This window comes from Streptomyces sp. NPDC047042, assembly GCF_040644035.1.
Taxonomy (GTDB): domain Bacteria; phylum Actinomycetota; class Actinomycetes; order Streptomycetales; family Streptomycetaceae; genus Streptomyces.
The window spans coordinates 59,658-77,422 of the sequence record NZ_JBEYVP010000017.1; the positions used below are offsets into that span (position 1 = coordinate 59,658).

Sequence of the window (17,765 nt, forward strand, 5' to 3'; positions counted from 1 at the left end):
TCAGAGGGCCAGGAGCACTCAGACGATCCGTACGCCCCGCCGCCACACCCCGCTGACCAGCGGAACGCCCGGCCGGTAGGCCAGGTGGACATGGCTCGGGGCGTCCAGGAGCGTCAGGTCGGCGTACGCCCCGGGCGTGAGGCGGCCGACGTCGGTGCGGCGCAGCGCCTGTGCGCCCCCCGCCGTCGCCGACCAGACCGCCTCGTCCGGGGTCATGCCCATGTCTCGTACGGCCAGTGCGACACAGAAGGGCACGGAGGAGGTGAAGGAGGACCCCGGGTTGCAGTCCGTGGACAGTGCGACCGTGACGCCCGCGTCGAGGAGACCGCGGGCGTCCGGCCACTGCGCGCGGGTGGAGAACTCGGCGCCGGGCAGCAGGGTCGCGACCGTACGGCTGTTCGCGAGGGCGTCCACGTCGGCGTCGGTGAGGTGGGTGCAGTGGTCGGCGCTGGCGGCGTCGAGCTCGACGGCGAGCTGGACCCCGGGACCGTACGAGAGCTGGTTGGCGTGGACGCGCGGGTGCAGCCCCTTCGCCTTGCCGGCCGTGAGGATCGCGCGCGCCTGGTCGCCGTCGAAGGCGCCCTTCTCGCAGAAGACGTCGATCCAACGGGCGTACGGGGCGCAGGCGTCGAGCATCTCGCCGGTGACCAGGGCGACATAGGCGGCCGGGTCGTCGGCGTAGTCCGGGGAGACGATGTGGGCGCCGAGGTAGGTGACCTCGTCGGTGTGGGCGGCGGCGATGCGCAGGGCGCGGGCCTCGTCCTCGACGGTCAGGCCGTACCCCGACTTGGTCTCGAAGGTCGTCGTGCCCTGGTGCAGGGCCTCGCGGAGGTAACGGGTGAGGTTGGCCTCCAGTTCCGTGTCCGTGGCGGCACGGGTGGCGGCGACGGTCGTGCGGATGCCGCCTGCCGTGTAGCCGCGCCCCGACATGCGGGCGTTGAACTCCTGCGTCCGGTCGCCCGCGAAGACGAGGTGCGAGTGGGAGTCGACGAAGCCCGGCAGGACGGCCCGGCCACCGGCGTCGACCCGATTGTCAGTGGCGGGTGCTTTGCTGTTCTCACCGGTCCAGACGACGCGATCGCCCTCTATGACGACGGCCGCGTCCAGGACCAGCCCCAATGGAGAACCGTCGCCGAGAGAGGGGTCGTTGGTGACCAGGCTGCCGATGTTCGTGATGACAGTCGTCGTGCCGGTGGTGGTGTCGGTCGTACTGCCGATAGCGCTGTTCGTCCGGTTCGGGCTGCTCGGACTGTTCGGCGTGCTGGTGCTGTTCATGGCGTCCTCGTGGGTGGCGGGCCGGGCAGGGGGCCGTACCGGCGGGCGTACGGGGTTCAGCCGCGCAGGGCTTCGACAGCGGCCGCAAGCGCCTGCGGCACCTCGGGTACGAGGGTGTGCGCCCCGTCGCGCACGACGTGCCGGCCGCCCACGACCGTATGACGCACATCCGCTGCCGACGCTGCGAATACCGCCGTCTCGGCTCCCAGGCGAGGCACCGGCCCCGCAGTTCTGACCGAGTCGAGCGCAATCGTCGTGAAGTCGGCGAGCGCACCCGCCTCCAGTACGCCGGCGTCGTCCCAGCCGAGGGCCGCGTGACCGTCGGCGGAGGCCGCCCGGAGCAGGGCCGCCGCGGTCCAGTGACCCCGGGTGCGGGTGCGCAGCCGCTCGTTCAGTTCCATGGCGCGCGCCTCTTCGAGCAGGTCGATGACGGCGTGGCTGTCGGAGCCGAGGGAGAGCGGTGAGCCCGCGCGCTGCAGGGCCACGGCGGGGCCGATGCCGTCGGCGAGGTCGCGTTCGGTGGTGGGGCACATACAGGTGCCGGTGCCGCTGTGGCCGAGGAGCGCGATGTCGTCGTCGGTGAGGTGGGTGCTGTGGACGGCGGTGGTGCGGGGGCCGAGGACCCCGTGGTCGGCGAGCAGGCGGGTGGGGGTGCGGCCGTGGGCGGCCTGGCAGGCGTCGTTCTCCGCCGTCTGCTCGGACAGGTGGACGTGAAGGGGCGCCCGGCGTTCTTCGGCCCAGCGGGCCACAGTCGCCAACTGCCCGGCGGGCACGGCCCGTACGGAGTGGATGGCGGCGCCGATCCGTGCGTGATCCCGTTCCTTGAGAACTGAACAGCGTTCCGCCCAGGCGTCGGCCGTGCCGTCGGAGAAGCGGAGCTGGTGGCGGTCGGGGGCCTGGCCGAAGCCCGAGGAGAGGTAGGCGGTGTCGAGGAGGGTGATGCGGATCCCGGCGTCGGAGGCGGCGGCGATGAGGGCCTCACCCATGGCGTTGGGGTCGGCGTAGGGGGTGCCGCCGGGGGCGTGGTGTACGTAGTGGAACTCGCCGACTGCGGTGATGCCGGCGAGGGCCATCTCGGCGTACACGGCACGCGCGAGGGCGTGGTAGCTGTCCGGGGTCAGCCGGTCGGCGAAGGAGTACATGATCTCGCGCCAGGTCCAGAAGGTGCCGGAGCCGACCTGGACTGTGCCGCGCAGGGCGCGGTGGAAGGCGTGGCTGTGGGCGTTGGCGAGCCCGGGCAGAGTGAGCCCGCGCAGGATCTCGGCGCCGGGGGGCGGGGTGTCGACGCCCGTCCGGACGGCGACGATCCGACCGCCCTCGACCTCCAGGGCGACGCCCGGCTCGACGTTGGTGTCGAGCCAGGCGTGCTCCAGCCAGTACGTCCGTGCTCGGGGGTGCGTCACGTGCAGGCCAGCCCTTCCAGTACGCCGGCGAGTGCGATCACCCCGGCCACGCAGTCGTCCTCGGCGGCGTACTCCGCCGGGGAGTGCGAGACGCCCGTGGGGTTGCGCACGAACAGCATGGCGGTCGGGATGCTCCCGGAGAGGATCCCGGCGTCGTGTCCGGCCCCGGTGCCGAGGACGGGGACGGTGAGGCCGGTGTCCTTGCCGAGGACGCGGGCGAGTTCGTCGCGCAGGGCGTGGTCGAACTCGACGACGGGGGTGAACGACTCGCGGACGACGTCGAGTTCGATGCCGTGCGCCTCGGCGTACTCGCGGGCGGCCTTCTCGACGCCGGAGACGACGGTGTCCAGGGCGTGCTGGTCGGCGGCGCGGGAGTCGAGCCAGCCGCGTACGAGGGAGGGGATGGCGTTGACCCCGTTGGGCTCGACGCTGATCTTCCCGAAGGTGGCGACGGCACCGGCGAGCTGCGCCTCGCGCCGGGCGGCGAGGACGGTCTCGGCGTAGGACAGCATGGGGTCACGCCGGTCGACGAGCCGTGTCGTACCGGCGTGGTTGGCCTCGCCCCGGAAGTCGAACCGCCACCGGCCGTGCGGCCAGATGGCACTGGCGATGCCGACGCGGTCGCCGCTGAGATCGAGCGCCCTGCCCTGCTCGACGTGCAGCTCGACGAAGGCACCGATCCGGGCGAGCCGCTCGGGGTCGGGCCCGATGGTGTCCGGGTCGTACCCGGCGGCCTCCATGGCCCTGGGCAGTGTCACCCCGTCCCCGTCGGTGAGCAGCCGGGCCTGCTCGACGGTGACGGCACCTGCGGTGAGCCGCGACCCGACACAGGCGAGCCCGAACCGGGCGCCTTCCTCGTCCCCGAAGTTGACGATGGCGAGCGGCTTGCGGAACCGCGCCCCGCGCCCCCTCAGTTCATCAAGAGCAGCGAAGGAGGAGACCACACCGAGGGGCCCGTCGAAGGCCCCGCCATCGGGCACGGAATCAAGATGCGACCCGGTGACAACGGCGTCCCCGGCAAGGGGATCCCCCAGCCAGGCCCACTGATTCCCATTCCGATCGACCTCATATACAAGCCCCCGCCCCTCGGCCTGCTCCTTGAACCAGGCCCGACACTCAAGATCGACCCCGGTCCAGGCAAAACGCCGATACCCACGAGACTCAGGATGCCGCCCAATGGGAGCAAGCTCCCGCCACATCCCAAGAAATGAGGACCCGCCACCAGGCCCCCCAGGCTGCGGGCCCTGGGCGGCAGTCGGCCCGCCAGGCTGTGGGCAGTCGTTCCGCAGGGCGATGGGGGTCCCCCCGCTCGAACGAAGTTGAGAGTGGGGGAGGGTGGGCACAGCCTGGCCCGCAGGCGGCGACGCCCCGCCCGCCCCCACCGGAGCGTTGCCGTCCCTCACGCGGAACCCCCCTCACGCATCGGCACCCGCACGCCCCGCTCGTCGGCAACCGTCTCCGCGATGTCGTACCCCGCGTCCACGTGCCGGATCACACCCATCCCGGGGTCGTTCGTCAGCACCCGCCGGATCTTCTCCCCCGCCAGCTTCGTCCCGTCGGCCACCGAAACCTGGCCCGCGTGGATCGACCGCCCCATCCCGACCCCGCCCCCATGGTGGATGGACACCCACGACGCGCCGGAGGCGACGTTCACCATCGCGTTCAGCAGCGGCCAGTCGGCGATCGCGTCGGACCCGTCCAGCATCGCCTCGGTCTCCCGGTAGGGAGACGCGACCGACCCGCTGTCCAGGTGGTCGCGGCCGATCACCAGCGGCGCGGCCAGCTCCCCGCTCGCCACCATGTCGTTGAACCGCTCGCCCGCCCGGTCCCGCTCGCCGTAGCCGAGCCAGCAGATGCGGGCCGGCAGCCCCTGGAAGTGGACCCGCTCCCCGGCCATCCTGATCCAGCGGTGCAGCGACTCGTTCTCCGGGAACAGCTCCAGCATCGCCTTGTCCGTCTTCGCGATGTCGGACGCCTCGCCCGACAGCGCCGCCCAGCGGAAGGGTCCCTTGCCCTCGCAGAAGAGAGGGCGGATGTACGCGGGCACGAAGCCGGGGAAGGCGAACGCCCGCTCGTATCCGGCGAGTTGGGCCTCGCCCCGGATCGAGTTGCCGTAGTCGAAGACCTCCGCACCGGCGTCCATGAAGCCGACCATCGCCTCCACGTGCCGGGCCATCGACTCGCGCGCCCGGGTGGTGAACCCGGCCGGGTCCTTCGCCGCGTAGGTCGCGAGGTCGTCGAAGTCGACGCCGACCGGCAGGTAGGACAGCGGGTCGTGGGCCGAGGTCTGGTCGGTGACGATGTCGATGGGGGCGCCCTCGGCGAGCATGCGCGGGAGCAGCTCCGCCGCGTTGCCCAGCAGGCCGATGGAGAGCGGGCGGCGGGCGTCCCGCGCCTCGACGGCGAGCCGGAGGGCGTGCTCCAGGGAGTCGGCCTTGACGTCGAGGTACCGGTGCTCGATACGGCGCTCGATGGCACGCGGGTCGACGTCGATACAGATCGCGACACCGTCGTTCATCGTCACGGCGAGCGGCTGGGCGCCGCCCATCCCGCCGAGGCCCGCGGTGAGGGTGATCGTCCCCGCGAGGGTGCCGCCGAACCTCTTCGCGGCGACGGCGGCGAACGTCTCGTAGGTGCCCTGCAGGATGCCCTGGGTGCCGATGTAGATCCACGACCCGGCCGTCATCTGCCCGTACATGGTCAGACCCAGCTGTTCCAGACGGCGGAACTCCTCCCAGTTGGCCCAGTCGCCGACCAGGTTGGAGTTGGCGATCAGGACACGCGGGGCCCACTCGTGGGTCTGCATGACTCCGACCGGGCGGCCCGACTGGACGAGCATCGTCTCGTCCTGCTTGAGGGTGCGCAGGGTGCGGACCATGGCGTCGAAGGAGCGCCAGTCACGGGCGGCCTTGCCGGTGCCGCCGTAGACGACCAGCTTGTCGGGGTGCTCGGCGACCTCGGGGTCCAGGTTGTTCTGGAGCATCCGGAGGGCGGCCTCCTGCTGCCATCCCAGGGCACTCAGTTCCGTACCGCGCGGGGCTCGTACGGGGCGGGGTCCTGACATGGTCTGCCTCCCAGCGGACTGACAGCGGACTGTCGCAGTGGATATTCACATCTCGATATTCACATCGTGACTTTCTGAATAGAATTAGTCAATACCTTCTCGCGTCGGCATGCGCGCGCCGTGGATGTTTGGCTTGACCCCGTCGGCATCACATCAACGCCACGGGGGACGCCATGGAACAGCACGGATCCAGCCGGACGGCCCGCCGGGACGAGGCCGTACGAGCCGCCGTCGAGCAGGGACTGCTCAACGCCGGCGCACCCATCGTCGGGCTGCTCGACGTCACCGGCATCCGCGAGTCGGCCGCCGAGCTGCGCGCCGCGTTCGAGGCGGTCGTGGCGCCCGGCACGCCCGTGCTGCACGCCTTCGCGGTGAAGGCGACCCCGCTGGTGCCCGTACTGCGGCTGCTGCGCGAGGAGGGGCTCGGGGCCGAGGTGGCGAGCCCGGGGGAACTGGCGTTGGCCCGTGCGGCGGGCGTGCCGCCGCACCGGACGGTGCTCGACTCGCCCGCCAAGACACCGGCCGAGCTGCGTGAGGCGCTGGCCCTGGACATCGCCGTGAACGCCGACAATCCGCAGGAGCTGGACCGGATCGACGCACTGATGAGGTCCGCGACCAGCCGGTCCCCGATCGGGATCCGGGTGAACCCGCAGATCGGCGGCGGGTCGATCGGGGCCACGTCCACCGCCACCGCGACCTCGAAGTTCGGGGTCGCACTGCTGGACGAAGGGGCGCGCGAATGGATCGTGGGGGCGTACGCCGGGCGCCCGTGGCTGACCAGGCTGCACGCGCACACAGGTTCGCAGGGCATCCCGCTGTCGCTGATGGTGCGGGGCGTGGCGGAGACGTACGCGCTCGCCGAGGAGATCAACCGGCGAGTCGGGCGGCGGCAGATCGACACGATCGACATCGGCGGCGGGCTGCCGGTCAACTTCGCGTCGGACGCGACGACACCGACGTACGCGCAGTACGCGCGGCTGCTGCTCGAGGCGGTGCCGGGGCTGTTCGACGGGCGGTACGGGCTGGTGACCGAGTTCGGGCGGTCACTGCTGGCCAAGCACGGCACGGTGGTGGCGCACGTCGAGTACGCGAAGAGCGCGGGCGGGCGGCCGGTCGCGGTCACGCACGCGGGTGTGCAGGTCGCGACGAGGACGGTGTACGCGCCAGGGTCGTGGCCGCTCAGGATCGCCGCGTACGACGGGAAGGGGCGCCCCAAGTCCGGGGCGGACGTGGTGCAGGACGTGGCCGGGCCCGCCTGCTTCTCGGGCGACCTGCTCGCCGAGGGGCGCGCACTGCCGCTGCTCGAACAGGGCGACTACGCGGCGGCGCTGGACACGGGCGCGTACTACTTCGCGCACCACTACGCGTACAACTCCCTTGCCCGGCCCGGGATCTACGGCTTCGTACCGGCCGGGGGCAACGACGATGGCGGCGGTGAGGGTGAGGGTGAGGGCGACGGTGACCGCCGGGACAGTGCGGCCGGCGGCGTCACCTTCGCCGTCGTGCGGGAGCCGCAGACCGTGGCCGAGATCGTGGCCGAATCCGGAGGGGCGCACGCCGCCGCACTCACCACCCTCCCCACAACCGCCTCCCCGTCAGCACGCCCTTGACGGACTCCGGGGAACATGCAGGTCAACTGCCGTGAAAACGGACTCAGTCGACCCACCTTAGTCATCCGGCGCATGTTCCACCGGAAAATGCCAGATCTCTCACTCCTCATGCACACGTTGCGTAGCGTCTGTGTCACTCAGCCGAACATCAGGTTGGCCGATCATCCGTCGGCCGAACTCCAGGCGGGGTGACGGAAAACCGGCCGGACAGACGCGAACGGGACAGGCAGGAGGGGCCAAGGGTGCCCGGAATCGACGAGTGCTTACTGGAAGCCATGCGGCTGCCCGGTGCCCGGGGCGCCGCGCTGGTGGACTGGACCAGCGGGCTGGCACTGGGCACCGTCGGGGAGTCCCCGGGCGGTGATCCGGAGACGATGGCGGCCGAGGCGGCCGAACTGGCCCGGCTGGCGGCCGAACACCGCGCGTTCGCCCCGGAGGACGACGACGGCGCGGACGCGGACACGGACGCCGGTGCCGGTGGGTTCACCGGGGGCCGGCCCGGCCAGGACCCTCCGGTCGAGGATCTGATCATCAGCAACCGCGACAGCTACCACGTCCTGCGGTTCGTCACGACGAGCTTCGACAGCAGTGTGTTCCTGCATCTGTGGCTGGCCCGCGCGGAGGGCAACCTCGCGCTGGCCCGTATCCGGCTCGGCGAGATGGCGGGACGGCTGGTGCTGGGATGACGACGCTGCACACGAATCTGACGACCCCGCCGCCGCGTCTGCCGGTGCGGGACAAGGCGGCGGCCCGGCAACGGGCGTGGGGCGGGGTCTCGCCGATGCTCGCCCGGCTCGCCGGTGAACGGGCCACGGGCGTCCTGGTCCGCGAGTGCGGCTCGCTCTACCTCGCCGACGGCCAGGTGGTGCACGCCGACAGCCCGGCGGTCCCGGGTCTCGACGTACTCCTCACCGCGCGCGGCACGCTGGACGCGCAGGGCTGGCGGGACGCGGTGGGCGCGGCCGGCGGGGGCAACCGGGTCGGGCGGTTCCTGGTGGAGAGCGGCCGGATCGGCGCGGGCGCCCTGGAGGTGTGCCACCTGGGGGCGCTGTACGACGCCGCGTACTTCGCTCTCGCGCCCAGCGGCGCACCGGGGCACTTCCGGTACGGGGACACGCACTGGCTCGGTCCGGTGCGCCCGGTGCCGGTGGCGGCGGTCGAGCGCGAGACGCTGCGCCGGCGTGCCCTGCTGCACCGCATCTGGCCCGACCCGGCCCCCGACAGCGCCCCGCTGCTGCGTTCCGGCAGCCCGGCCGCGCCGTCGGTCTCCGCCCGCCAGCACGCCGTACTGGCCCTGGTCGACGGTGTCCGTACGGCGGCGGACATCGCGCTGGCGCTGGCCCGCCCGACCTTCCACGCCCTGGTGGACATCCGGCGCCTGGCAGCGGCCGGAGTCATAGCCCCGGCCGCGATCCCGGCGCCGCTGCCCGACCCCTCGCCCCCACCACCCGTGTCCGCCGCTCCCCAGGCTCACCCGGCTCACCCGGCCCCTGCCGGAACACTGCCGCCGTCGTTCGCCGACCCCAACATCACGCTGCTGAAGAGGCTCAGGGATGCGCTGGAGGCCCTTTGAACGGCAGCGCCCGCGTGCCGAGAGGAGACAGACACTCATGGCGGCCGAGGCCGAAGTCATGGACGAACTCCGTCGGCTGCGGGCCCGCGTGCCGCAGCTCACCGGTGCGCTCGCGGCCAGCGTCGACGGTCTCGTCCTCGTCCAGGACACCCCCGGAGTCGAACCGGAGACGGTCGCGGCGCTCACCGCCACCGCGCTCAGTGTCGCCGTACGGATGGCGGAGGCGACCGGCCAGGGCGACTTCCGCGAGCTGCTGGTGCGCGGGGTCTACGGCTATGTGGCGACGTACGCGGCGGGCCGTACCGCCGTGCTGACGCTGCTCGCACAGGACCGCGTCAACGTGGGCCGACTGCACCTGGAGGGCCGCCGGGCGGGCCTGCGCATCGGCGAACTGGTCGACGCGGAGGCCGGGGCGGAGACGGAGCAGCCACGCGTACGGGCAAGGCCGGCCCTCGCCCCGCCCCCGACAACCACCCCGACAACCACTCCCACTCCCACTCCCACCCCTCCCCCCATGCCCACCCGAACCAAGACCCCGCGCGCGCCACGCACACCGACTACCACGCCCAACGCGCGTACCACCACTGATAGTTGAACCGGAAGCAGGAGAGGACCACCGTCATGGCCAACACCGAGACCGCGCTCAAAGAGGCGCTGACCTCCATCGAGGGCGCGACCGGAGTCGCGCTCGTCGACTACACCAGCGGCATGGCCCTGGGCACGATGGGCGGCAGCAAGACGTTCGACCTGAACGTCGCCGCCGCGGGCAACACCGATGTCGTCCGCGCGAAGATGCGGACGATGGAGCACCTCGGCCTGAAGGGCGAGATCGAGGACATCCTGATCACGCTCTCCAGCCAGTACCACCTGATCCGGATGATGAAGGGGCGCGGCGGCAACGGCCTCTTCCTCTACCTGGTGCTCGACATCAACCGTTCCAACCTGGCGATGGCCCGCCACCAGCTGAAGAGGATCGAGGCGGAAATCGAGGTCTGAGCCGACCGGCACCGAAAGGCCCTGGCCGGGCCGGGACCGACGGGTCCTGGCCTGGCCGGCAGCGGCGGGTCCTGGACGGGCCGGCAGCGGCGGGTCCTGGACGGGCCGGCAGCGGCGGGTCCTGGGCCTGGACGGGACGGGACCGGCGGGCCCTGGGCCGGGCCGGGACCAGCAGGCCCTGGGCCTGGACGGGCCGGGACCGGCAGGCCCTGGACGGGACGGGCCGGGACCGGCAGGCCCTGGACGGGATGGGACCGCTCAGACCAGTACGTCGCCGCGGCGGCGCGCCCCGCCCGGGGTCGCGTCGCCCGCGGCGATGCCGGTGGTGCGGTAGGCCTTGACGGGCTTGCCGGCCGGGGCCCCGGAGCGCGGGCCCAGCCAGTCCACCCGTACCCACAGCAGTACGTCGTCGCCGCGCTCGCGCCGGCCCAGCCAGGCGGCCTTGAGCCGCAGCCCGGTGCCCGCCCCGGCGAGCAGCATTCCGCCCGCCGCGGGTACCGCGAAAGAACTGCCCAGCGCGGCGGCGAAGGCGAGCAGCAGCCACCAGCGGTGGCCCCGGCGCCAGTTGCGCACGGTCACCGCGCGGTCCTGGAGCACATCGTGCCTGCCGGCCCGCGCGGCACCGGCGGCGAGCCCGGTGTAGCGCCCGCGCCGCACATACGCCACACCGGCGCACGCGACGATGAAGAGGGCGGCCCCCGCCATGACCCCGATCCGGCGCCCGGTGATCCCCGGTACCAGTACACCGACGCCCGCCGCGAACACCCCGAGCCACCACAGGGGCGCCGCTCCGGCCCGTACGACCACGGCCACCCGAGCGAGGCCCTGCCCTCCGCGAACTCCGCGACCTTCGCGACCTTCGCGAACTCCGTGTGCCACCACGTCCGCCTCCCGGTTCGTCTCTCCCGGCACAGTCCTGTCCTGCTCCTGTCGGAGCGGGAGAGTAGCGAGCGAACGTGAGACGAGTCTGAGAGCGGCGAAGGGAGTGCGGGGCCCGGCGGGGGCCTACTCGACGAACAGTCCCCGGGCCGCCGCCCGCGCGTCGAACTCCTCCAGGCGGGCCTGGGCGTCCGGCAGGTCGTCGCACATGGCTTCCAGCAGTACCCGGCCGAGCAGCATCGGCGCGCAGGCGGTGTCGAAGGCCAGGCCGGTGCCGACGGCGGCGGGCAGCAGCAGGTCGGAGACCTTCGCGACCGGCGCGAACGCCGAGTCGGCGACGGTGACGACGGTCAGCCCCGCCGACTTGGCGTAGGCGAGGGTGTCGACGACCTCGCGCGGATGCCGGGGCAGCGCGAAGCACAGCAGGGTGGTGGCGCCCGCCCGTACGGCGGCGTCGATCCGGTCGTGGATCATCGTGCCGCCCTCGTGGAGCAGCCGTACGTCCGGGTGGACCTTGGCGGCGAAGTACGCGAAGCCGTACGCCTGGGAGGCGGCGGCGCGCAGCCCGAGGACGGGCAGGGGCCGGGACGCGGCGAGCAGCCGGCCCGCCCGGTGCACCGGGCGCGGGTCGGCGAGGATCTCGGCCAGGTGTCGCAGGTTCTCGATCTCGGCCTCGACGGCCTGCTGGTACTCGTTGTACGAGCCCGGCTCGGCGCCCTGTTCGGCGGGGGCGACCTCGCGCAGGTGTTTGCGCAGGGCCGGGTAGCCGTCGAAGCCGAGGGCGACGGCGAAGCGGGTGACGGAGGGCTGGCTGACACCGGCCACTTCGGCCAGCTCCACACTGGAGAGGAAGGGCACCTCGGCGGCCCGGCGCACCATGCTGTGCGCGATGCGTCGCTGCGTCGGGGTGAGCCGGTGCCCTTCGAAGAGTGCCTGGAGCCGGGCGGCGGGACTGTCGGGCAGCTGCCCGCCCGAGCCCACCACCCCTGACCCCTCCCCTTGCCCCTGCCCCTGCCCCTGCCCCTGCGTACCCGTGCCCGTGCCCGTGTACCCGCTGTCGTCCGTGCTCGGCGTGCTCATGCCGCGCTCCCCCTCCAGATGTCCGTGAACCGGTCCAGCAGTGCCGTCGCCGCCGTCACGTCGTCCGTGAGCGGCCGGTCGGTCGAGTCGGCGTCGAGGACCGACTCGGCCAGCTCCAGCGCCCGTCCGACCGGCAGTTCCGGGTCGGGCCGCAGATCGCGCTGGCGCAGCGCCCGTACCGCGGCGACCAGTTCGCAGCCGACGACGAGACGGTACGCGTCACAGGCGCGCAGTGTCTGGCGGGCGGCGAGCGAGGCGAAGCTGGCCTGTTCCTCGACGCCCCGGGAGAGTACAGCGTGCCCGAGGGAGGCGGGCGCGGAGAAGGCGCGCAGGTCACCGAGGGCGGCGCCGGCGGCGTACTCCAGGATCATCACCCCGGAGGCGGCGGGCTCGTGGTCGGCGAGGAAGGGGCGCAGCCGGGTGAAGGCGGGCTCGTTGAGGGTGGACAGGCGCGAGGTGGACAGGCGTGCCACCTGGGTGACGGCCAGTCTGAAGTGGTCGAGGGCGAGGGCCAGTTGGGCCTGGTAGAAGCCGCCGTGGTGGTAGGCGGCGAGGTCCTCGGGGGAGATGAGCGGGTTCTCGGCGGCGGCGTTGATCTCGATCCGGAGCACGCCTTCGAGCGCGTCCGCCGCGTCGTGCGCGGGCCCGTGGATCTGCGGCAGACACCGGAAGCCGTACGGGTCCTGGATACGCCCGAGGGGAGGGGTGGGCCGGTCGGCGGAACCGATCAACTCGCGCATGCGACGGGCGACTTCGACGGACCCGCGGTGCGGCCGGGCGGCGTGCACGGGAGCGGCGTAGGCCTCGTGCGACCCGTCGACGGCGAACAGGGAGAGGGCGGCGACGACCTGCGTGGCGGCGATGAGCCCGCGCAGTTCGTGCAGGGCGAGCGCGGACTGCGCGAGGGTGAGCGCGTTGCTGCTGATCAGGGCGAGGGCGTCGTTGTTGTCGAGGGCTTGGGGCGCGGGGGAACCGGGGACGCGGCGTCCCCGGGCGCCCGATTGGCCAATACGGGCTGCTGCCTCCGCCCCTTCCTCGGCCTGGGTCGCCGTTACCGACGAGATCCACTCGTGCTCTCCCGTCAGCGCCAGTCCCAGCTGCGCCAGCGGGCCGATGTCGCCGGTGCCCACCGAACCGAACTCGTTGATCACCGGGTGCGCCCCGTTCTCCAGTGCCTCGCACAGGGCGGTGACGACGCCGGGGCGGAGTCCGGCGCCTCCGGCCAGGAGCTGGTTGGCGCGGACGGCGACCATCGCCCGTACCTGCCGGGCCGGCAGCTCCGCGCCGATGGCGCCCGCGTGGCTGCGCAGCAGACGCATCCCGTGGTCGGCGGCGGCCTCGGTCGGGACGTCCTCGCTGCGGTTGGCGCCCACGCCGGTGGAACGCCCGTACACACGGCCGGTGGCCGCGATCCGGCGGGCGGCGTCCCAGACCTCCTCGACACGCTTCATCGCGTCGGTGCCGGGCACCGGCCGCGCGGTCCCGTCGGCGAGGCGTACGACGTCGTCGATGCCGAGACCTACGCCGTCCAGCACGACGATGCCGACGGAGGCGGCCGACGCCGAAAGCGGCGACACATCCACAATCCGGGACAACATAAGGCGCACACTCCACTCACGCGAGCCTCGGCGATCTATTCAGACACAGAGAACTCTGCATGACGCTATACAAATCCGGCAAGGGAGACCCCCAGGACAACAGGGGGGCTAACCCCAGTGCCAGGGGGTTGCCGTTTCCCTACCGTGGTGTGCATGACGGGTATGGAGACGACGGGCGCCCACGACGCCGACCTGAAGAAGGACCTCAGCGCCACCCTGCACGCCCGCAGGGACCTGGGCAACGAGTACGAGTCCGCGTTGATCGACTCGTTCCTGGAGAAGGTCGACCAGCGGATCGACGACTCGGTGGAGCGCCGGGTCCGGCGGCAGCTCGCCGAACAGCAGATGGTGGTGGCGCGCGACTCGCGCGGGCCGAAATCGACGGACACCTTCGGCGAGCGCTTCGGCTTCGCCATCGTCTCGCTGGTCCTCGCGATACCCCTGTCCGCCATCGGCGGCGGCATGGCGGACCTCCCCGGCCTGCTCGTCGCATGGGCCGGCATCGTGGGCGTCAACGCGTTCCAGGCGACCCGGGGCACGGCGGGGCTCTTCGGCGGACGCCGTCACCGCGGGGACGGCCAGGACAAGGACGCCTGGGAGGACTGACCGGGCCGGCCTCCCCCACAAAAAGCTGTGCGCGGGGACCGCCGCACCCCCGGTGTTACCCGGAGGGCGGGACGACGGCGGTCCCCGCGAGGGACGCGAGCCGGGTCAGGGCCGGGCTTGGCGCGTCCAGGGCGTCGGTGGAGGTCCGGGAGCCGCTCCGGAGGTCCGTGACGCCGTTTTGGTGCCGGCCTGGGCGGGGAGCCGCTCCCGCCCTTGCCGACATCCACCAATCTGCCGGACTCGTGTTAAGCGTGTGCTGCGCGGACGTGACACCCTCGTACCACTTCCACGAAGTTCTCCGCCCGGAAGGCATCCGAAAGGAATCGGAACGGGACATCGCGGCACACACCGCAAATTCCTCTCCGCCATGCCCCGTTCACCGGACGTTTCCTACTGACCGGGCGTTTCCTGCGGACCGGGCGTTTCCTGCCGACCGGATGTTTCCTGCCGACCGGACGTCTCCTACTGCTTGCCGCCCTTGGCGAGGAACGCCAGCAGGTCCTGCCGGCTGACGACGCCCTTGGGCTTGCCCTCGACCAGCACGATCGCCGCGTCGGCGGCGCCGAGTACGGACATCAGGTCGCCGACCGGCTCGCCGGAGCCGACCTGGGGCAGCGGCGGCGACATGTGCTTGTCCAGCGGGTCGTCGAGCGAGGCCCGCTGGGTGAACAGCGCGTCGAGCAGCTCCCGCTCGACGACCGACCCGACGACCTCCGCCGCCATGACATCGGGGTGACCGGCGCCGGGCTTCACGATCGGCATCTGGGAGACGCCGTACTCACGCAGCACCTCGATGGCCTGACCGACGGTCTCGTCCGGGTGCATGTGCACGAGGGAGGGGATGTGCCCGTGTTCCTTGTCGTCGAGGACGTCGGCGACGCGCGCGGAGGGACCGGAGTCCTCCAGGAAGCCGTAGTCCGCCATCCACTCGTCGTTGAAGATCTTGCTGAGGTATCCGCGTCCGCTGTCGGGCAGCAGCACGACGACGACATCGTCCGGCCCGAGCCGCTCGGCGACCCGCAGTGCGGCGACGACAGCCATCCCGCAGGAGCCGCCCACCAGCAGGCCCTCCTCCTTGGCGAGCCGCCGGGTCATCTGGAAGGAGTCCTTGTCGGACACGGCGATAATCTCGTCGGCCACGGTCCGGTCGTAGGCGGTGGGCCAGAAGTCCTCCCCCACACCCTCGACGAGGTACGGCCGTCCGGAGCCGCCGGAGTAGACGGACCCCTCCGGGTCGGCCCCGACGACCTGGACGCGCCCGTCGCTGGCGTCCTTCAGATAGCGCCCGGTCCCGGAAATGGTCCCGCCGGTGCCCACGCCGGCCACGAAGTGGGTGATGCGACCGTCCGTCTGCTCCCACAGCTCGGGGCCGGTGGAGTGATAGTGCGAGAGGGGGTTGTCGGGGTTGGAGTACTGGTCGGGCTTCCAGGCGCCCGGCGTCTCACGCACCAGCCGGTCGGACACGTTGTAGTACGAATCCGGGTGCTCGGGGTCGACGGCGGTGGGGCAGACCACCACGTCGGCGCCGTACGCACGCATCACGTTGATCTTGTCGGTGGAGACCTTGTCAGGGCAGACGAAGATGCACTTGTAGCCCTTCTGCTGGGCCACGATGGCGAGCCCGACCCCGGTGTTTCCGCTGGTCGGCTCGACAATCGTGCCACCCGGCCGGAGCGCGCCGCTCTTCTCCGCCGCCTCGATCATGCGCAGGGCGATGCGGTCCTTCACGGATCCGCCGGGGTTGAAGTACTCGACCTTCGCGAGGACGGTCGCCTGAATGCCCGCGGTCACACTGTTGAGCCTCAGCAGCGGGGTATTGCCGACGAGGCTGATCATCGAGTCGTGGAATTGCACCGTTGTCTCCGGTTGCCGCACATGAATGTGGTCGTCATTGGTCCCGCCAGCCTAAGGCTCCGCCCCGGCATTCACCTCACGTCACGATTGGCGGACGGTCGGTACGGGGCAAGGAGTGGTTGTACGGCTACGAGGAGGTGGCGGCGACGCATGACGAGCATGTCCAGGGCAAGGGTGGCCCGGCGTATCGCGGCCGGCGCTGCGTACGGCGGTGGCGGGATCGGCCTGGTGAGCGCGGCGGCCGTGGGACTGGTGCTGGCCGAGGTGCGGATGGCGAGACGCCAGGTGGGCAACGGCCGCAGTCCGCATCCGCCGAGTGCGGACGGCCTGTACGGACGCGGGTACACCACCCCCGGTGAACCCCCGCTCAGACTTGTCCTCCTCGGCGACTCCACGGCGGCCGGCCAGGGCGTCCACCGGGCCCGCCAGACCCCGGGCGCACTGCTGGCCTCAGGCCTGTCCGCGGTCGCGGAACGCCCGGTGGAGCTGCGCAACGTGGCGCTGCCCGGCGCCCAGTCCGACGACCTGGACCGCCAGGTGGGGCTGACCGTCTCGGGGTCCGACGAGATCCCCGACATCTGCGTGATCATGGTCGGCGCGAACGACGTCACCCACCGCATGCCCCCCACCCGCTCGGTCCGCCACCTCTCCTCGGCGGTACGTCGCCTCCGTACGGCGGGTGCGGAGGTGGTCGTGGGCACGTGTCCCGACCTGGGCACCGTCGAACAGGTCCAGCAGCCCCTGCGGTGGCTGGCCCGCCGCGCCTCCCGCCATCTGGCGGCGGCCCAGACGATCGGGGTCGTCGAACAGGGGGGCCGTACGGTGTCGCTGGGCGACCTGCTCGGCCCCGAGTTCGAGGCGAACCCGCGCGAGTTGTTCGGCCCGGACAACTACCACCCCTCCGCGGAGGGCTACGCGACGGCGGCGATGGCGGTACTGCCCACGGTGTGCGCGGCGCTGGGCCTGTGGCCGGCGGACGAGGAACGCCCGGACGCATCCCGCCGCGAGGGCTTCCTGCCGGTGGCCAGAGCGGCAGCGGAGGCGGCATCGGAACCGGGCACGGAGGTCACGGCAGCAATGCCAACGGGCCCCCGAGGCCCCTGGGCCCTCCTGAAGCGCAGGCGCCGGCGGCGGGTACCGGCAACGGACCCGGCGCCTACGCCGTCGACGTCGAGGGGAGTCTCGAGCGGGTGATCCCGGCAAGGCCCGGGCCGGGACCAATAATCCGTGCCGGGTGCCCACCCACGATGCAAGATGGCTCTCAGCGCAGTGAGGAGAAGGGTTCTGGGGTGGGTTACGAACTGCAGGCTGTGATCGCGGGCGACGAATTGCTCCGAACCGCGGCACGGGACGTCCCGGGTGCCCAAGTGGCTTCTCTTCAGCAGGGCTTGTCGCTGATACCGATGACGGACGAGCTCTTCGACGCCGTCACGGTCGGCAGCGCCGGGAAGACCCTGGGCTTCTGGAAGCTGCCGGGAGGCTTCGACGGCCGGCTCGCCGAGTGGTCCGCCGCAGGGCCGGTCGCCTATGTCGAGGCCGAGTATTTCGGGGGTGTCGGCACGCAGAGGGCAGCGGTCTGGGCTGAAGGGTTACTGGCGTTGGGGCCCGTGGACACTCCGGCGAGAGGTCGGCTTTTCCGCTCGATCAGCCCGATCTCGCAGGCTCTGCGACAACTGGGCGCGGTACGGGCTCTGGGCGAGGACGAATTCGACGCCGTGGGGCTCGCCCGTCATCGGGACAACGACGGCTGGATCCCATCCGGTACCCGGTGAAGCCGTGAACGGCCCTTCCGTGACATGTCGCGGAAGGGCCGGAATCAAATCGACC

General features: G+C 72.0%; 16 protein-coding genes. 8 read left to right on the top strand and 8 right to left on the bottom strand.

Translation table 11 applies throughout. The annotated features are described in order from the left end of the window. Positions 1 to 18: 18 nt before the first annotated feature. The 4 genes from hutI to hutU all read right to left on the bottom strand — a co-directional run bounded on the left by hutI (position 19) and on the right by hutU (position 5,742). Positions 19 to 1,275 (bottom strand): imidazolonepropionase, encoded by a 1,257-nt coding sequence (gene hutI, locus ABZ855_RS20975; protein ID WP_360808866.1) that lies wholly within the window; start codon positions 1,273 to 1,275, stop codon positions 19 to 21. A 56-nt stretch (positions 1,276 to 1,331) separates the two neighbouring features. After that, positions 1,332 to 2,678, bottom strand: a complete 1,347-nt coding sequence (locus tag ABZ855_RS20980) for a formimidoylglutamate deiminase (RefSeq protein ID WP_360808868.1) — start codon at positions 2,676 to 2,678, stop codon at positions 1,332 to 1,334. Beyond that, a complete protein-coding gene (locus ABZ855_RS20985) occupies positions 2,675 to 3,877 on the bottom strand; it encodes an allantoate amidohydrolase (RefSeq protein ID WP_360808870.1) in 1,203 nt (400 codons plus the stop codon). The genes ABZ855_RS20980 and ABZ855_RS20985 overlap by 4 nt, the downstream gene beginning before the upstream one ends. Before the next feature lie 200 nt (positions 3,878 to 4,077). Then, complete coding sequence (gene hutU, locus ABZ855_RS20990; RefSeq protein ID WP_360808872.1) at positions 4,078 to 5,742, bottom strand: urocanate hydratase; 1,665 nt, start codon at positions 5,740 to 5,742, stop codon at positions 4,078 to 4,080. Between the two features lie 173 nt (positions 5,743 to 5,915). On the opposite strand from hutU, the gene ABZ855_RS20995 reads away from it, so the two are divergent. The 5 genes from ABZ855_RS20995 (at position 5,916) to ABZ855_RS21015 (ending at position 9,921) form a co-directional block, all read left to right on the top strand. After that, a complete protein-coding gene (locus ABZ855_RS20995) occupies positions 5,916 to 7,352 on the top strand; it encodes a diaminopimelate decarboxylase (protein ID WP_360808874.1) in 1,437 nt (478 codons plus the stop codon). Between the two features lie 242 nt (positions 7,353 to 7,594). Further along, entirely contained in the window at positions 7,595 to 8,038 is a 444-nt protein-coding gene (locus ABZ855_RS21000) for a hypothetical protein (protein ID WP_360808875.1), read from the top strand. Beyond that, complete coding sequence (locus ABZ855_RS21005) at positions 8,035 to 8,925, top strand: transcriptional regulator (protein ID WP_360808877.1); 891 nt, start codon at positions 8,035 to 8,037, stop codon at positions 8,923 to 8,925. Before ABZ855_RS21000 ends, ABZ855_RS21005 begins: the two co-directional genes overlap by 4 nt. 37 nt (positions 8,926 to 8,962) lie before the next feature. Beyond that, positions 8,963 to 9,520, top strand: coding sequence for a roadblock/LC7 domain-containing protein (locus ABZ855_RS21010; RefSeq protein WP_360808879.1), 558 nt, complete (start codon positions 8,963 to 8,965; stop codon positions 9,518 to 9,520). Positions 9,521 to 9,546: 26 nt separating this feature from the next. Beyond that, positions 9,547 to 9,921 carry a hypothetical protein gene (locus ABZ855_RS21015; RefSeq protein ID WP_360808881.1) on the top strand — a complete coding sequence of 125 codons (375 nt, stop codon included), beginning with the start codon at positions 9,547 to 9,549 and terminating at the stop codon, positions 9,919 to 9,921. A 258-nt stretch (positions 9,922 to 10,179) separates the two neighbouring features. Here the strand turns inward: ABZ855_RS21015 and ABZ855_RS21020 are convergent, their stop codons facing one another. The 3 genes from ABZ855_RS21020 to ABZ855_RS21030 all read right to left on the bottom strand — a co-directional run bounded on the left by ABZ855_RS21020 (position 10,180) and on the right by ABZ855_RS21030 (position 13,478). Next, positions 10,180 to 10,734 carry a hypothetical protein gene (locus ABZ855_RS21020; RefSeq protein ID WP_360808883.1) on the bottom strand — a complete coding sequence of 185 codons (555 nt, stop codon included), beginning with the start codon at positions 10,732 to 10,734 and terminating at the stop codon, positions 10,180 to 10,182. Between the two features lie 192 nt (positions 10,735 to 10,926). Next, positions 10,927 to 11,880, bottom strand: coding sequence for a MurR/RpiR family transcriptional regulator (locus ABZ855_RS21025; RefSeq protein ID WP_360808885.1), 954 nt, complete (start codon positions 11,878 to 11,880; stop codon positions 10,927 to 10,929). Next, positions 11,877 to 13,478, bottom strand: a complete 1,602-nt coding sequence (locus ABZ855_RS21030; RefSeq protein WP_360808887.1) for an aromatic amino acid ammonia-lyase — start codon at positions 13,476 to 13,478, stop codon at positions 11,877 to 11,879. Before ABZ855_RS21030 ends, ABZ855_RS21025 begins: the two co-directional genes overlap by 4 nt. 153 nt (positions 13,479 to 13,631) lie before the next feature. Here ABZ855_RS21030 and ABZ855_RS21035 point away from each other — a divergent pair, with 153 nt between their 5' ends. Further along, on the top strand, positions 13,632 to 14,084 hold the full coding sequence (locus ABZ855_RS21035; RefSeq protein WP_360808889.1) for a hypothetical protein: 453 nt from the start codon (positions 13,632 to 13,634) through the stop codon (positions 14,082 to 14,084). Between the two features lie 462 nt (positions 14,085 to 14,546). Here the strand turns inward: ABZ855_RS21035 and ABZ855_RS21040 are convergent, their stop codons facing one another. Beyond that, positions 14,547 to 15,938, bottom strand: coding sequence for a cystathionine beta-synthase (locus ABZ855_RS21040; protein ID WP_360808891.1), 1,392 nt, complete (start codon positions 15,936 to 15,938; stop codon positions 14,547 to 14,549). A gap of 150 nt (positions 15,939 to 16,088) precedes the next feature. On the opposite strand from ABZ855_RS21040, the gene ABZ855_RS21045 reads away from it, so the two are divergent. Together ABZ855_RS21045 and ABZ855_RS21050 are read left to right on the top strand one after the other, a co-directional pair. Continuing rightward, entirely contained in the window at positions 16,089 to 17,132 is a 1,044-nt protein-coding gene (locus ABZ855_RS21045) for an SGNH/GDSL hydrolase family protein (protein ID WP_360808893.1), read from the top strand. Positions 17,133 to 17,341: 209 nt separating this feature from the next. Further along, a complete protein-coding gene (locus ABZ855_RS21050) occupies positions 17,342 to 17,710 on the top strand; it encodes a hypothetical protein (RefSeq protein WP_360808895.1) in 369 nt (122 codons plus the stop codon). Positions 17,711 to 17,765: the final 55 nt, after the last annotated feature.

What these genes read in the sequence shown, in the direction of transcription:
- ABZ855_RS20995 (WP_360808874.1), top strand. Translation starts at nt 5,916, where the DNA reads ATGGAACAGCACGGATCCAGCCGGACGGCCCGCCGGGACGAGGCCGTA.
- ABZ855_RS21030 (WP_360808887.1), bottom strand. Translation starts at nt 13,478, where the DNA reads ATGTTGTCCCGGATTGTGGATGTGTCGCCGCTTTCGGCGTCGGCCGCC.
- ABZ855_RS21050 (WP_360808895.1), top strand. Translation starts at nt 17,342, where the DNA reads ATGACGGACGAGCTCTTCGACGCCGTCACGGTCGGCAGCGCCGGGAAG.
- ABZ855_RS21025 (WP_360808885.1), bottom strand. Translation starts at nt 11,880, where the DNA reads ATGAGCACGCCGAGCACGGACGACAGCGGGTACACGGGCACGGGCACG.
- ABZ855_RS21035 (WP_360808889.1), top strand. Translation starts at nt 13,632, where the DNA reads ATGACGGGTATGGAGACGACGGGCGCCCACGACGCCGACCTGAAGAAG.
- ABZ855_RS21045 (WP_360808893.1), top strand. Translation starts at nt 16,089, where the DNA reads ATGACGAGCATGTCCAGGGCAAGGGTGGCCCGGCGTATCGCGGCCGGC.
- hutI (WP_360808866.1), bottom strand. Translation starts at nt 1,275, where the DNA reads ATGAACAGCACCAGCACGCCGAACAGTCCGAGCAGCCCGAACCGGACG.
- ABZ855_RS21015 (WP_360808881.1), top strand. Translation starts at nt 9,547, where the DNA reads ATGGCCAACACCGAGACCGCGCTCAAAGAGGCGCTGACCTCCATCGAG.
- ABZ855_RS21005 (WP_360808877.1), top strand. Translation starts at nt 8,035, where the DNA reads ATGACGACGCTGCACACGAATCTGACGACCCCGCCGCCGCGTCTGCCG.
- ABZ855_RS20985 (WP_360808870.1), bottom strand. Translation starts at nt 3,877, where the DNA reads ATGTGGCGGGAGCTTGCTCCCATTGGGCGGCATCCTGAGTCTCGTGGG.
- hutU (WP_360808872.1), bottom strand. Translation starts at nt 5,742, where the DNA reads ATGTCAGGACCCCGCCCCGTACGAGCCCCGCGCGGTACGGAACTGAGT.
- ABZ855_RS21010 (WP_360808879.1), top strand. Translation starts at nt 8,963, where the DNA reads ATGGCGGCCGAGGCCGAAGTCATGGACGAACTCCGTCGGCTGCGGGCC.